Origin of the sequence: Neorhodopirellula pilleata (assembly GCF_007859915.1) — a bacterium.
GTDB classification, from domain to species: Bacteria; Planctomycetota; Planctomycetia; order Pirellulales; family Pirellulaceae; genus Rhodopirellula; species Rhodopirellula pilleata.
Genome location: NZ_SJPM01000017.1, coordinates 12,872 through 27,619, shown reverse-complemented (window position 1 = coordinate 27,619; position 14,748 = coordinate 12,872). Strand labels below are relative to the sequence as shown.

Here is a 14,748-nt window from a genome sequence, read left to right as displayed (position 1 = left end):
CATCAAGTGCCGGGGATCGGCCGAAACGAACTTTCATCCTATCAAGCCCGAATTGATGGCGAAATGGCAGAGTCGTGAGGAACCACAACTCTGCCATTTCGCGATTTTCGAAAAGATTGTCTTGGGGGGTGTCATTTTCCCCGGCGTCGCGGCGGTTCGCCGCGGGCATTAGAACGTGAAGATCGTGTCGATTCCGAACGTGGTTTGTTCGTCGTCGTTGCCTTCGAGATACTCCACCCCGGCGAGGTTCAACGCGTTGGTATCCCCGTCGAGCCAATCCCAGCGGATTTCCGGACGGACCAAGACGTTCGCGTGAGGTTTGTAGTTGACGCCGAGAGTCAGCGTCAACAAATCAACGTCCTGGCCGGCAACTTCGTTTTGCCACCACTCCAGACGGCTACCGACGGCGAGGCAATCACTCATCGTGTAGATCAGGTAGTTGTTGTAGCCGATCGAATCACGAGCCGTCGCCCCGGTCGCATCCTCGCTCTTGAGAAGGTCCGATTGACCGATGTATTGCAACTTGTCGGTCAGCGTGACATCCGAAACGATCGAATGCATGTAGCCGCGTTCGGCTCCATTAGGATCACCTTGGTTTTCGTTAAACCGTCCACCTACGGTGGCGTAGGTGATCTTGACATTGTCACTGATCGCCATCGACACGCCGCCTAGGAACGAGTCGCCGTTGTCTTCGAAACCGCTGTCCCAACCGAGGGTGTAGCCGCCGTAGACGGTCAAGTCATCACCAAGGTTCCAGGTCGCCAAAGCACCGGTGTGGGTGAAGGGTTCGCTGTTGTACATGGTGTAAGCGTGGCTGTAGAAGAAATTGTCCGGAGCGGCAACGACTTCCCAACCGATGATCGTGAAGAAGTGACCAAACTTGACGGACAGATCTCCATAACCGACTTCGCCATAGACTTGAGGCAATGCGTGTCCGTATTGGCCGCCGGTTCCCCAGCCGGAGTCCCAGTGCCCGTTGTCAATCCCGAAGGCTTGCGTGTCAGGACCGTCGGTTCCATAGACGTAATCGAGCCGGCCGCCGAAGTCGAATCCATCGGAAGTATCGATGGACTTTTCGGCATAGAGCCACATCTGGTGCAACTGGTAGTTGTCCGGTTTGCTGTTGAACAGAGGCAGGGCTTTGTTGTGGTACCCAAGTTGGACCCAACCACCTGCTGCGATGCTGCCGGCCGAGCCGAACAATTCGAAAGGTTCTCCGAGGTTGCAACCCAAGGCACCACCGGCGAGGCAACCGGCCGGTGCGTCACACCCGGCGTCGCAACCACATTCCATCGGGCTTTCGCACCCGCAGGCTGGTTGCATTTCGCACTCGCACGGCCCGTCACAACCACAGATCGCGTCATCACAAGAAGACTGCGAATGCGACTGAAAGAATCCGATTTGCTGGATTTGCCGGCCGGCATCGACCGCCGGCTGGTAGATCGCTTCGGAGACGAAAGAGTCGTCCGCCGAGGCAATCGCCGTGTGGGGGCCCATCCATCCCAAGCTGGTTGCGGCGAACCCTCCAAGGGCCAACCACAACGCTACGCGTTTTGACTTCATCACTGTATTTCCTTCCCCCGATGATGACCTTTGATCTGATCCAGACCCGCCCGCTCAGTCCCGCGTCTGTTTGCCAGCGCGGCCGGAAGGTCGCTTGACCCCCGAAACACCATGACTGAGCGACCTGAATCCGATCCAAGGATTGATTTCCAAGAGAGGTATCGGCCCGGATAACCGGTAAAGTGAAGATGATCGTTAGGAAAATCACGATCGTTTCGATCGATACTGCTGCGATTCGGTAGTTTGTGACGATTACGGGTTTCCCGTCGTGAGTCGGCGTGTGAGCGACGAGCCATGGGTGCCCAAGAATGGCAGCCGATCCCTCGCTCGCCTGCTTGTTAATTGAGTGCACGTTTGGGCGTTTTCGTTTAACGGCAAGCCGCAGGCGTCTGCGTTTTCAAGCTCTGTCGCCTGCGGCTTGCCGTTAAACGATTCAATCAACAGACCGTCACGCCTTGGGTTTCGATGGAATCAACTGGCCGGACACGTCTGAATCGGCGCACAAAAAAACCGGGCGGATGCTTTCGCAACCGCCCGGTTCGAGGGTTCAGACGTTCTTGGTTCGATTAGAACAAGAAAATCGTGTCCATACCGAAGGTGAACTGGCTATCGTCGCGATCTTCGAGCGAGATAGGCGTTGCAGCCAGGGCAGCTGCACTCGTGTCAACCCAGTCCCAGCGGATTTCGGGACGCATGACGACGTTCGAGTGAGGCTTGTAGTTCAGCCCGAAGGTCAGAGCATAGACGTCTACGTCGTCTGCACTGGGGGCGCCAGTAACGCCACCCAAGCCGACGCTGTTGGAATCCACGTGCCACCATTCGAATCGGCTGCCGATCGCCAAGCAGTCGTTAATCGAATACAAGAGGTACTGGTTAATTCCGACGGTGCTACGTCCGATATCGCCGTTGGCAAGATCCGTTTCCAGAACGTCGTTCTGGAAGATGTACTGGAGCTTGTCGCTCAATGTCACGTCGAAGATCAGTGAGTGCATGTAGCCGGTCTCGGCACCTTCAGCAGTTCCTTGTCGTTCGTTGAAACGTCCGAAGGTGCTTGCGTAGATGGCCGTGATATTGTCGGTCAAGCCCAACGAAGCACCACCGAGGTAGGCGTCGCCGTTGTCTTCGAAACCGCTGTCCCAGCCGAGGCTGTAACCACCCCAAACGGTGAGATCATCGGTGGCACTGTAGGTTGCCAACGCACCGGTGTGGGTGAACGGTTCACTATTATTGAACGTGTAAGCGTGGCTGTAGAAGAAGTTGCCAGGAGCTCCGACGACTTCCCAACCGATGATGGTGTAGAAGTGTCCGAGCTTGACCGACAGGTCTCCGTAGCCCAATTCGGCGTAGGCTTGTGGTAGAGCGTGACCGTAGCCGTTGGCTCCGCCGTTGTCCCAACCGTTGTCCCAGTGATCGTTGGCGATACCGAATGCTTGAGTGTTTTGAGCATCCGTACCGTAAACGTAATCGAGACGTCCACCGATGTCGAAACCATTCGAGGTATCGATGGCTTTTTCGGCGTACAGCCAGCCTTGTTGAAGTTGAACTTCGTCAGGTCGGTTGTTGAAAAGCGGCACTGCGGCCGAGTGGTATCCGATTTGAGCCCATCCGCCGACGGTGATTCCGTGGCCGATGTCACCGAACAGCGAGCAAGGATCGCCACCGCAGTCACCGCAGTCACCGAGTCCGGCGAACAATCCGCCGGCTCCGCCGAAGCAACCGGCTCCGTCACAACCGCCATCACAGCAGCTGGGTTCGCAACCGTTGTCACAGGCGGGCTCGCAGCAGGTGCTTTCGCATCCGCATTCGGGCTCACATGGGTCGGCACATACAGGCTCGCAACCGCACACGGGCTCGCCGCAGTCACAAGTGGTTTCACAGCAGGAAACCAGGTTAATATCGTTTGCCTGAACAGTCATCAGGTTGCTTGCGTTGATACCGCACGCAACCGCTGCGATCAGGGCTAGTTTGCTAAGCTTCATTGCTTTCTCCGTTGGATCCCAAATCCGATTGGGTTAGTTTTGTGGCACCAAATTTGGCGTGGCCAGAGGATCGAAGCGACCCACTCACGCGAGTGCGTTACGTTTCGAACCCCCTTGACCGAAAAACAACTTCCGGCCTTGCCGTCCTCATTCCCGAACCAGCCGCCACACGGTTGGGGTGAGAGTTTTAAGGCTGTTCCCGGTTCCACACCGGCTTGTCGCAAGTTTCATCGGAGGATTTGACCGCTCAGACCTGTTTGAACCACCGAAAACGAGATTGAATTGAGCTGACGTGTTCCTGACGCGCCGGTCGAGCTTGATGATTGCTATGGGCAAAGCTTGACGCTTCGGTGGTTTGGGACGATCGGGGGTAGTTTCAGGGACATTTCACCCCTCCAGTGAGTGATGTCGGGCGGATTGTGGGGGACCGTCGACTCTTTCTCCCTGACCCAACGATTCCTGCTTTCAAAAATCCAGCCGACTTGCTATCCTGCGGGGCTTCCCAAATCAACAATCAATCGCGGACTCCCCATTCTGGGTGAGTTTCCGCTTAACCAAACCCCCTTTTTTAACGGCGGCGGAGAATTCGATGGCACGAGAATGTGAAGCGTGCGGCAAGAAAGTTCAAACGGGCAACCGGATCGAGACACGCGGTAAGGCCAAGTACCTTGGCGGTGTCGGTACGAAAATCACCGGTTGCACCCGCCGCAAATTCGTCCCCAACCTGCAACGCGTCCACGTGACGCTGCCAAGCGGTCAAAACAAGACCATGCGAGTGTGCGTTCAGTGCATCCGTAGCGGTATCGTTCGTAAAACCGTCCGAACGAAGCCGTTCGACGTTAGCGGTGCCAAGAAGTAATGACCGCGTCGGTCGATATCGAAAAGCTCGCTCGGTTGGCCAAGTTGCAACTGACCGATGCGGAGCGATCCAGCTTTGGACCGCAGATCGGCGGAATCTTGACCTTCGTCGAAAAACTCGCAGAGCTTGATACCGAGGGTGTCGAGCCGATGACTAGTGCGCTGGATGTCGAAAACCGGTTCCGTGACGACCTTCCTGCACCTAGCTTGGCGCCCGAGATCGCTACGCGAACCGCCCCCGAGTCGGCCGAAGGATTCTTTCTTGTGCCCCCAGTCCTTGGGAAAAAATAGTTGGGCAATGAAACTCACCAAGAGTTTCGGTCTGGATTGTTGATCGCCGAAAGTCTTGACGACTTTCGCTACGGTCCTTTCCGACCATCCGATTGTTAGAGATCGACAGCCGTGTCACCCGCAGAATCGTCGTGGTGCTTCCTGAGCAGTACCATCGCTTCGAGCGCCGCATCGCAATAACGCACCACGGCGGTTTTCCATTGGCCTTCGGATTTGGCTTCGGTCGCTTGCTGTTCGATCGCGTTGACTTCACTCCAGTCCAGCATCCAGTGGTTCGTCTCGGACGTTTGCCTGAGTTCGGCTAGGACGCTACGAAGATTCTCGCACAACGACGGGTGATGTTCGACCGGATAACGACGGTAGGGCCCACTGCCGCGTGCCACTTCGGACTTCTCCAATCCGGAGTCGTACGTCGCCAATCCCGCCGCTTGGCTCGCGGTGGGACCGGACCGTCGGCGACGTGTTTTCAACGGAGGCCGATTGCCGTCGGTCGCCAAAATGCCGCTGAACCAGACCGCGATGGCGATCGCCCCCAAGGTAAACGCGACAATGGCTGAACCGACCATTTTTTCGTGTCCCATTGCAACGGCGACCCCGAAACCGATCGCACCGGCCCAACAGACCGCCGTCGTCGCCACTAAAGCTCGAGAAGAATTAACCCCTTTCCAAGGTTTTCCACTACCGCCCTGCCCTGCCCCGGATCGATCGGCCTGTTTGGACGCGACATGATCGCCGGTCACGTCGACGACGATTACCGTAATGTTATCGGGACCACCACGAAGGTTCGCCAAATCGATCAGGACCGGAGCGATCTTGTTAATCGGCAAGCAGTCCATCAAGACGCCCAAATCGTTGTCCTCGACCTGTCCGGTCAAGCCGTCGCTACAGAGCAAGAACCGGTCTCCCATCCGAACTTCGAAGGGTCCTTCCAGGTCGACCAGGACGTGCTCGCCGGGGCCGAGCGAGCGGGTGATCACATTTTTCGGGATGGCGCGGCCCAAGGGGCTGTTGCTGTCGACCTGGCCGCTGGCTTCCATCTCCCACACGAGCGAATGATCGAACGTGAGCTGTTCGAGCGTTCCGTCACGGAGTCGATAAACGCGTGAATCGCCCACGTGAGCGACATACGCTTGGCCACCGCGAAGTACCAGCGAGCTGGCGGTGGTCCCCATATTGTGAAAATCAGGATTGCTCTGCCCACGCTCGAAAATCGCGGTGTTGGCCTGGTGAACCGCCTGGCTGATCGCTTCGCCGGTGTCCGTTTTTTGAGAACTGATGTACCGCATTGCGATCTGCTCGCTGGCAATCTTTGACGCAAGTTCGCCAGCCGCGTGCGCTCCCATGCCGTCGGCAACAACAAACAGGTGCCCGCGACGCTCGAACCGCTCGGACGACTCGGCGACCATCACCGCGAATGAATCTTGGTTATTGGCGCGTCGCATGCCGACGTGCGTCAGCTCGGCGACCTTCACTCCGGACTGCCAAGATTCAGACAAATGAAAAAGCTCCGCAACGGCGTGTAGGGTGGGGGCGAGGAACGATCGGCCCGGCAAATGCGCGGAAGCCAAGCCCAAAGTATAGGACGACTCCGAAAGACAACCTAGTAGTGAACCAGCCCCGACTCTACGAGTCTCGGCTCCGGCCCCGATTACGCGATCAAAACTTCAGCGGCAAATCGGCAGGCCGCTAGATAGTGGTCCACCAACAGGTGTTCGTCCACTGTGTGAATCGCCGATTGCCCGCACCCGAGAGTGACTGCCGCGATCCCATGCTGGTACAACCAATTGGCATCCAAGCCGCCGTTGGCAACCTCACATTTCGCATCATACCCCAATTTTTGGAGCAAACCGGTCGCCTGGAGGACCGACGGGTGGTCTTCGGGCAAAACGAACGCTTCGTAATCCACTTGGCTGGCCCACTGAATCGTTCCACATCGGCCCGAAACGTCTCGCACTTCCGTAGCTGCCTTTTCAAACGCCGCGCGGATTTGATCGACGATCCAACCACGAAATGCACCGTCGTGGCTGCGTGCTTCCACCTTCAAGGTGACCTCTGGGGTGACCACGTTGGTCGCTTCCCCGCCGGCAATCACGCCAACGTTCGACGTTCCCCGTTTGCCGTCAATCTCGATCAACCCCATCAATCCGCGGTCTTGCAATTCCGTGATCGCCTTAGCCGCGATCACGATCGCATTGACGCCCTTCTCGGGGGCGACGCCGGCGTGGGACGCGTGACCGCGAATGACAATCTGCATTCGTTCTCCGCCCGTGGCGCCGTGCCGGATCTTGTCCATTGTTCCACCATCAAAGTTGAAGGCCAGATCAACCTTCCCGACCAACTCGCGGTCCAGATATCGTGCGCCGACCAATCCGATTTCTTCCTGAATCAGGAACGTCGCGACGGCGGGCGGCAATCGAGCATCTGGGTTCTGGCGGGCATATTCGAGTCGGGCTTGGATCGCGGTGACGATGGCCGCGCACCCTGCCCTATCGTCGGCCCCGAGACCGGTGTCCGCTGAGGACGTCACAATTTTCCCGAGAGCCGGATCCTCCCGCACAATCGGCTGGGCACCTAAGCAAACCGGAACCGTATCCATATGCGCCGACAACATCCGGCGTGGCAAAGAGTCGTCCCCACGCAAGGTGACAATTAAGTTACCGCAGTTGCCGCCAATCCGACTGTGTTGATGAGCACTATCGTGCAAGATGTCCTCGGCGGGGACACCGGCTTGAACCAACCAATCGGTAATCTGTCGAGCGACGTCCGCCTCCTCTCCGCTGCGACCGGGAATGGAGGTCAGTGCGATGAAACGTTCAAGGGCAGTTGCTGAGTCAATCATGATGTTGGTTTCTTGCTGATACGTGATACCACGAGAGTATAACGAAAAAAGGGTAGCTGAAAGTCGCGATGACTTCAGCTACCCTTTGAAAGGAAGCGATCGTAGTGAAGAGGCCGACTACGGGGCGTCGATGGTAGCTTCGACCTTGGGCAGGTCCTTCAATTCCGGTTTGGCCATCGCGACGCCGTCGGTCGATTCAGGAATCTCGGGCATTGCGGATGGTTTTGGGAAGGCCGATTCGCTGATGGCTTCCAAATCACCCTTTTGATCTTCGGGCTTCAGCATCGAGTAACCGGCTTCTTGGAGATCGTAGCGGCCCCAGTAAACCTGACGAACGGGGTTGTAGTAGTAGACGTACCGAGGACGCGAGGGATAGTGGACGCAGTAGTGATGGTGGTAGACGGTCGACGTGACGACGGGCTGGTACCGGTAAGTGCTGTAGTAATAGCTTCGCGTCGGGTGATAGCTCCAAGACGAGTAGGTTTGGCGGTAGCCGGCGGCGTCGGCGTTGGATGAGCCGCTGAATGCGAAGATCGATGCGGCGATCAAGCAAACTTGGCAAACTTGTTTGGCGAAACGGGACATGGTGGAATTCTCCAGGAAAGGTGTGAAAGCGTGAAATCTTTTGTCAGTTTGCGGCGTTGTCAGCCGCGGTACACTTCATAGATGCAAACGGGGGTGAGTCAGCGGACATGCCAACTCGTTTTTTTCATAAAAACCTCTCAACTCGGGTTCGGTCCTTCACGGTCATTCCAAGGGTTGGGTCAAGTTCAGCCGGACTTGGCCCAAATTCTCCGGTACGGAGTAGTCGAACGCGACACGATTGTCGGGCGTCGGTTGCCGCATCGCGTCGGCCAATTCGACGAGGCGCTGGACGTGCGGTAAATGCTTCTTGATTTGTTCGAGCAATACCGTGGGGCCGGCATCCGCCGTTTGTTCCGGTTGAATCAACCGCAGCACCCCGAGTTCGGGATGATTCGGATCGCTGGCATTGGCCGCCCTCACGCTGAGCGGGTGCGGCTGGACGTCGAGCAGCACCAAGTGAGCCCCACGGATTCGGCGGAACTCGTCGGCCAAATAATCGCTCGTGATCGTGGCGCGGTCCTCTAGTAATCGATCGAGTACGTCGTCGGTGACCAAGCCGAACGTTCCGCTGGAATCGCGGATTTCGCGGCCTTGGAAATACAGCATGACGACGTGATTGGTCGGCGACCGTGAATTAGTCTGCAGATAACACCGACGCATTAAACTACGAATCGAGCCGCTGCGGACTTGTCCGGTGGCGGCGAAGTAGTGAGGCTCCCCGCAACGAACCTCGCTAAAAGCAAATTGATTCGCCGCGTCTTGCGAGAACGTTTGTCTCACCCGTTCTTCCAAACGCTTGCGATCGGTGTCGGCGACCTCCGTGCTGACCACGATCACATGCAGTGTTTGATCCGTGTCGGGTCGTGCGCACGTCACCGATAGTTGGTGCGACTTGGACTCCGCTTCAGGTAATTCAGGGAATCGAAACTGAATCGTCGAATCGGTCGCCGTCATTCGTAAAGGAATTTCGAACACCAACCGGTCGTCTCCGTTAACGCGAGCTGCAACGCTATTTTGAAGGAATCCGTTCACCCATCCCTGAACCGAGACGAACGAATCGCCTCGACCGCCCGTCGGTAGCTGAATCGCCCCGCGAACTCTGACTTCGTGATGATCGACCGATTGCTCGCATACCCATCCATCCTCGTTTTGGGTCACGGCGAGCGTTTGATCGTCGGCGGTGACGACTTGTTCGATCACCATGTTCATGGGCGGTTGGATCCGAACCACGTCATGAACACGAACGACGCGTTGGCCTTGATCGCCGGTCGCAACGATCTTGATCCGGTTGTTGCCATACCTCAGCGGAATGGAAACCGTCGTCGACGCTGATGATACGCCAAGCCGACTGTTATCGCCCAGCGGCACGTCACGGTCACCGACACTGACCCGTAATGATATCGGCATCGATCCGATGTTTTGGATCTCAACGGGGATCGAGGCAGATTCAACAGCTATCGAATCGGCAAGCGAAACGAGCAGTTCCGGTTGAGCCAAATTGGGGTGAAAAACCAGTGTGGTGCCGGCCGTCGGACGCGAGTGGCCGCTGACGTCAGGAATCCGACACTCGATCTGATTGGTTCCTTCAGATAATGGGATATCGTCGATTTGAACGTGGTACGACGTTGCCTCCTTGGCATCGTTTTGAATGTCAACGGTCAATCCATCAAACCGCATGCTCTCGACAAACACCTCAACTTGGTCGGCGGTAATCGGTCGACGCGATCGAACCGATACGGTTGCGGTGCCGAGTCCCGATGGAGATAACTCGGCGACGATCGACTCGATCGTAGGGGGATCGGACAGTTCGATCAGAATGGTTTCGCTGCGGGAGCGACGTTCGCCGTCGCTCATCACGACCGCAACGAGATGACGGCCCAACGGCAGGGACACTTGGCCACTGAACTGATTTCCTTGAACTTCGCTCGCATCGGCGGCGACCGGTTGCCCGTCGACTTCCATTTGGAATTGCCAAGTCGGATCCATGGATTCGCTCGCTACGGTTGCCTTCAATGAAACGGCATAGCCGTTGTCACCGTTCGCCTGTTCGGTGGCCGACGGAACGAGGATATTGGAACGCGAACCATGCGAGGTGATTCGAACCTCTGGTAGCGGTTCGGTGCGACTCGATTCATCGGCAACTTGAATCTGCCATTGATCCGACCAAGTGCCACTGGCGATTCGATCACCCGCGATCGTGAGTGTGATTCGGTGTGGTTGGTTCGCGGATAGCTGGGTGTTGATCGAACGTTGCCAAATGTTTGGATCTTCCGGCGAACGCTGTAACGGGGCAACCGCTGCGTCGTCAACCTGCACGGTCACCGAATCGACCGAGGAGGCGGGAAGGTGATCAATCAAAAACTGCACCGAAGTCAATGTGCCGCCTTCGAGTAGGAAGTGACGTCCGTCGGCGTAGACGTCCCTGCCCTGCCCGTCACGTAGGACACCGAACGCTTCCGGTTCCAAGGCAGGCGGCCAAACGTCCGGAATGCGGCCACGGGTCAATAACGAATCGAGCAAGCCGGCCCCGAAAAACTTGTCTCGGTATTCAGCCAACGGTGCGAAACGACTTGGGATTTCGGTGCGGCTTGAATTGAAATGCCATCCCGCCCTTTGCTCGATCGACTCATTACTCGCATCGAACGGACCATGAGGCGTCCAGGCTAGCCAAGCGGGAACATCGCTTCCGGAAGGTTGGGCTAACACGACCGAGACGAGTGGTTTGCGTTCATCGGTCGCTTGACCCAACCGAACGCTTGCCTCGATGGGCTTTCCCTCGCGAAGGACTTCCAAGGAAGCATCGGAACCAACCGGGTAGGTACTCAGTCGCTCAAGAAAACGATAGACGGATTGAAACGGACCGCCCTGCCCTGCCCCGTCGGTTTGCGATGGGGAAACAATCTTGATAATCGAATCGCCGACTCGAAGGGCTGTCTGTGCAGGTATGTTGGCTCGCCCCGAAGGATCGGTCTTGGTCACGACCAAATGCTCGCCGTCGTGGCAGAACTGAGTTTCGAGCAGTGAACCTCGACGTCCCACCAAATCAACGAGATCATCGAGTGCCCAAACACAGACCATTCCGTCGCCCGAGACGGTGGTTAAGCGTCGACCGCTGCGTGAGAATTCGATCGAACCGATGAACTGGTCATGTCCGTTGAGCTCGCGCAGCGTTTCGCCGGTCGATAAATCGACCAAGATCAATCGCGGGGTCGCCTCTCCGGTCGATGCGACGTAGGCGATCGCTGCGATGAATCGATCCTGCAAGAACGGCAATCGCATTGCGACGCCCAACGGCTCCGAGGCGGTCTTCAGTTCGGGGATTCGCCATGGTGAGTTCCGGTTCCCTTGATCCCAATTCGGATCGAGCACCGCGTTCTCGCCGACTTGGCGAAATGCCATCGGCGTGCCGAACGAAGTCCAATCGGTCACTTCGACACGTTGCAACTCGCCGCCGATCAAATCCCAGCGTTCGATGTTGCCGTCGTTTTCCCGTTGCAGCCTCAAGCCGGTCTTGCCGTTGGCATTGCGAGCCAGCGCCGCCCGACGGATCGGAACGAAATCGCCTTCGATGGATTGATGGGGAACCGGATTGCCGCGACGAAGTTCGTCGATTCGGAAGATTTGCAAGCCCGCCGTAACGTCTGCAGTTGCGGCAATCCATTGGCCGGTCGGATCAACGGCGACGACCGGGTTTTGACGCGAGCCCAATTCGATCGGCGGTCCGATCAACGTGCCCGTAGCGAGATCAAGTAAACGCAATCGGTGCCCTGCCCTGGGGTCATTCAGATTACGCGTCGTCAAGGCCAGCACACCCGATGAAGCGGATGCGTCGTCGGATCGTCTTGGCGGCGCGGCAAGCTCAAAGATGAACTCGCTTGGGGACAGCTGAGCGTTCAAATTAATCAGCGTCTGTGCTCGTGCGTCCGATACATTCAACCGGCGGAGCCCACCCCGCGTTGTCGCGTACCAGGTTTGATCGACAAGCGGCCCCGCCACTGCGATCGCAAACGGATCATCGATCCGCACCGGATCGGGCTGGCCATACGTGAAAACCTCGAGTCCGCCATCGGTCCCGTTACCAGACGTCACAACAACTCGGATTGTTTCCAATCGTTCCGGCGTTTGCATCCAGGCGGAAATTTCCGGTTGCAAGCCGGAATCGGGAAGATTCCATTTGGCAATCGTTTCACCGGTCCCCGGCCGAATGATTCGTAACGAGCGACTCAGCGTCGAGCCACCGCGATCGAGGTTGTCAACGATTACATCGCACTGCGCCGGAGTTTCCTCGTTACCAACGACGGCGATCAGAGGACCATCTTGGTTCGTCGATTGGCCGCTAAGCGGTTCGATCAAGTCGATCGCCAAGACGTAACCGAGATGCGAAGGAATGGTTCGAGTCAATTCTCGCTCGCGATCAAACCAATTCAACGATCCCAATTGAGCAAGCGTCTTGGCGTCGAATCCGCTTCGAGGGATCAAAATGCCATTGTTCCGGAAGCCAGCTAAATCGTCGAACACTCCGATTCCACCGACAGCGACAAAACGATTGTTGCGAGAAACAGCCATCGCTCGTAGGACGCCCGTCGGGCCTGGCCCGATCGGCGACCGGAGCGAGGCACGGTGGTCTCGCCGGAAACGTCCGTCGTGCTGCGTCCAGACGTCGACCTGTTTCGCATCTCCGGCAGCAAACAATTGTCGTCCGTCTGCCGAGAATTCCAAACTCGAGATCGCGGCACGGGTGCCCTCGGGACGCAATCGCAAGATCGGTAGCGGTGTGTTTTCATTCACCGGTTCCGCCGCGACGAGATTTCCCGTCACGCCAAACCAAATCAACAGTAAGAATGAAATCGATCGCATGAGATTACGGTTGAGGCTGTTCGATCACGATTCGGAAACCAATATCGGCGGCGGGGGAACGAACGCCCTGCGTACCAAAAAGAATGTCATCGGGCACGCCGGATTGAATCCAGTTAGCAATCGTTAACGGTGACTTCTCACGATACGATCGACCGCGAAGCACCATCGAGGACGGCTCATGCTGATGCGGGATCATCATTAACCAATCTCCGTCAAAGCGAGTCAGTTCCATCCCATTTCCGCCCATATCGCGAACACCCCAAGGACTCTGATCGGGATTCTCGGGCCGGTTTACCGGGAGTGCATCGCCGCGATCAACCGCCCATTCGGGATGGGATGCGTCGCGAGCGGGCCAAGTCGCGTACTTGGCCTTCGCCGCCAACGCCTGCTTGTACGACCGACCAAAGGCGGCATCCCATTGCTGGGGCGTCGGCAACTTACCCCCGGCGACTTCATCGGCAAAATCGATCGCTTCGAGTCCGGTGACTAAGAAAGCCGGCAAGCCGTTAAGAAAGCTGGCCTCAAGATAACGTTGTTGACGCAGCGACTGCGCGTCGGCATCGAGTGGGCGCGAGGTGTTCGCCTCAAAGGCTCGGAATTGTCCGGCGGTGACTTTGTCTCGCATGATATAGAACGACGGCGGATCGCCGGATTGCAGCTGCGGCACGAGGACCAACTCGATCGACATCTCGGTACCGTCTGCGTTGAGCCAAGGCTGTTTCCGATCACCGATCTTTCGTTGAGGCAGCAATGTCAGGTGCGAGTACAAACGAATCGGTTCGAACCCCGGCAATTCCACCAACCTCGCCTCGGGCGACCGCACACAATCGGCGGGCATCCAGGTCGGTCGTGCGTCAAAGACCATCAACGGAATGTCGCTGTTGCCCGTGATGGCTCCATAAACGATTTGCGAATCGTGATACTTTTCGGAAACGAAGTCGCGGACATTGATCGCCACATACTTAATCAACTCTTCGTGTTCGAGATGGCCGTTGCCGTCTTGATCAGCCGAACCTTGAAAGCCTTCGATTAAGTAGTGGAAGAAAACGCTGTGACCCAACTCACGATCTGCTCGGGCGAACTGCTTCGGTGAGCAACTTTGTACCACGGTCAGTTTGCGTTGGTTGATCCCGTTTTTGCTCTCGCTGAGGTACTTTGCCATGATCGCGTCGAGGTCACGCTGGGTCGTCTCCCCGACACCCGCTCGGACGGACTGAGCCCCCAAGGTGATGTCGTTGTTGAAAAGTTCTTCTTGGCAGGCATCACAAAAGAACGTGATTTGGGTGGCCTTGCACTCGACGAGCCGCTCGTGAATCCAGTCGACCGAAATCAAGTTTCGACGTTCCCGCAAAACCGTGTCGCGGGGACAAATGAACGACTTTCCGTCAATGTGAACGCCATGTCCGGCGAACACCAAAATCACCGAATCGCTCTCGAACCGGTCGGCTAGAAAACGAGTGATCCCGCGTTCGATATAGTCGTGAGTCGGAATCTCATAAAAATCCGCATCCGGGGATGGGTCGTTAAGGATCCGACGAGTTTTGTAACCAAGCCCGGTTAATACCTTGTCGAATTCAAGTATGTCCGCATTGGTGTATTCCAAGTCTTGAAGACCGGAGCCTTTGTCGTACTGAGACACCCCGATCAACAAGGCATAGTGTCCCGCCGACACGATTGGAGACGTCAGAGCGACAACGACGCACGCGACGAAGCAGGAAAAGATGCCTGATCGAAATCGTTGAGTGATTCGGTAGTCGATTCGCATGGTTGCTCTCG

General features: G+C 56.9%; 9 protein-coding genes. 2 read left to right on the top strand and 7 right to left on the bottom strand.

Features of this window, described 5'->3' with window-relative positions; all coding sequences use genetic code 11:
* Positions 1-168: 168 nt before the first annotated feature.
* Both Pla100_RS26045 and Pla100_RS26040 read right to left on the bottom strand, forming a co-directional pair.
* A complete protein-coding gene (locus tag Pla100_RS26045; RefSeq protein ID WP_146581568.1) occupies positions 169-1,563 on the bottom strand; it encodes a porin in 1,395 nt (464 codons plus the stop codon).
* Positions 1,564-2,129: 566 nt separating this feature from the next.
* Positions 2,130-3,542: an outer membrane beta-barrel protein gene (locus Pla100_RS26040; RefSeq protein ID WP_146581566.1), complete on the bottom strand. Its 1,413-nt coding sequence runs from the start codon at positions 3,540-3,542 to the stop codon at positions 2,130-2,132.
* 589 nt (positions 3,543-4,131) lie between these two features.
* On the opposite strand from Pla100_RS26040, the gene rpmB reads away from it, so the two are divergent.
* A complete protein-coding gene (rpmB, locus tag Pla100_RS26035) occupies positions 4,132-4,401 on the top strand; it encodes a 50S ribosomal protein L28 (protein WP_146581564.1) in 270 nt (89 codons plus the stop codon).
* Positions 4,401-4,691, top strand: a complete 291-nt coding sequence (gene gatC, locus Pla100_RS26030; RefSeq protein ID WP_146581563.1) for an Asp-tRNA(Asn)/Glu-tRNA(Gln) amidotransferase subunit GatC — start codon at positions 4,401-4,403, stop codon at positions 4,689-4,691. Before rpmB ends, gatC begins: the two co-directional genes overlap by 1 nt.
* 95 nt (positions 4,692-4,786) lie before the next feature.
* Here the strand turns inward: gatC and Pla100_RS26025 are convergent, their stop codons facing one another.
* The 5 genes from Pla100_RS26025 to Pla100_RS26005 form a co-directional block, all read right to left on the bottom strand.
* Positions 4,787-6,187: a PP2C family protein-serine/threonine phosphatase gene (locus Pla100_RS26025; protein WP_315853496.1), complete on the bottom strand. Its 1,401-nt coding sequence runs from the start codon at positions 6,185-6,187 to the stop codon at positions 4,787-4,789.
* Positions 6,188-6,339: 152 nt separating this feature from the next.
* Entirely contained in the window at positions 6,340-7,530 is a 1,191-nt protein-coding gene (locus Pla100_RS26020; RefSeq protein WP_146581561.1) for a M20/M25/M40 family metallo-hydrolase, read from the bottom strand.
* A 117-nt stretch (positions 7,531-7,647) separates the two neighbouring features.
* Positions 7,648-8,115 carry a hypothetical protein gene (locus Pla100_RS26015; protein ID WP_146581559.1) on the bottom strand — a complete coding sequence of 156 codons (468 nt, stop codon included), beginning with the start codon at positions 8,113-8,115 and terminating at the stop codon, positions 7,648-7,650.
* Positions 8,116-8,277: 162 nt separating this feature from the next.
* Positions 8,278-12,972 (bottom strand): WD40 repeat domain-containing protein, encoded by a 4,695-nt coding sequence (locus tag Pla100_RS26010; protein ID WP_146581557.1) that lies wholly within the window; start codon positions 12,970-12,972, stop codon positions 8,278-8,280.
* A gap of 4 nt (positions 12,973-12,976) precedes the next feature.
* Complete coding sequence (locus Pla100_RS26005; protein WP_146581555.1) at positions 12,977-14,737, bottom strand: caspase family protein; 1,761 nt, start codon at positions 14,735-14,737, stop codon at positions 12,977-12,979.
* Between the last annotated feature and the right edge of the window lie 11 nt (positions 14,738-14,748).

Bases quoted from the DNA above. Each gene is read 5' to 3' on its own strand.
- Pla100_RS26045 (WP_146581568.1), bottom strand. From the start codon at position 1,563: ATGAAGTCAAAACGCGTAGCGTTGTGGTTGGCCCTTGGAGGGTTCGCC.
- Pla100_RS26040 (WP_146581566.1), bottom strand. From the start codon at position 3,542: ATGAAGCTTAGCAAACTAGCCCTGATCGCAGCGGTTGCGTGCGGTATC.
- rpmB (WP_146581564.1), top strand. From the start codon at position 4,132: ATGGCACGAGAATGTGAAGCGTGCGGCAAGAAAGTTCAAACGGGCAAC.
- gatC (WP_146581563.1), top strand. From the start codon at position 4,401: ATGACCGCGTCGGTCGATATCGAAAAGCTCGCTCGGTTGGCCAAGTTG.
- Pla100_RS26020 (WP_146581561.1), bottom strand. From the start codon at position 7,530: ATGATTGACTCAGCAACTGCCCTTGAACGTTTCATCGCACTGACCTCC.
- Pla100_RS26015 (WP_146581559.1), bottom strand. From the start codon at position 8,115: ATGTCCCGTTTCGCCAAACAAGTTTGCCAAGTTTGCTTGATCGCCGCA.
- Pla100_RS26010 (WP_146581557.1), bottom strand. From the start codon at position 12,972: ATGCGATCGATTTCATTCTTACTGTTGATTTGGTTTGGCGTGACGGGA.
- Pla100_RS26005 (WP_146581555.1), bottom strand. From the start codon at position 14,737: ATGCGAATCGACTACCGAATCACTCAACGATTTCGATCAGGCATCTTT.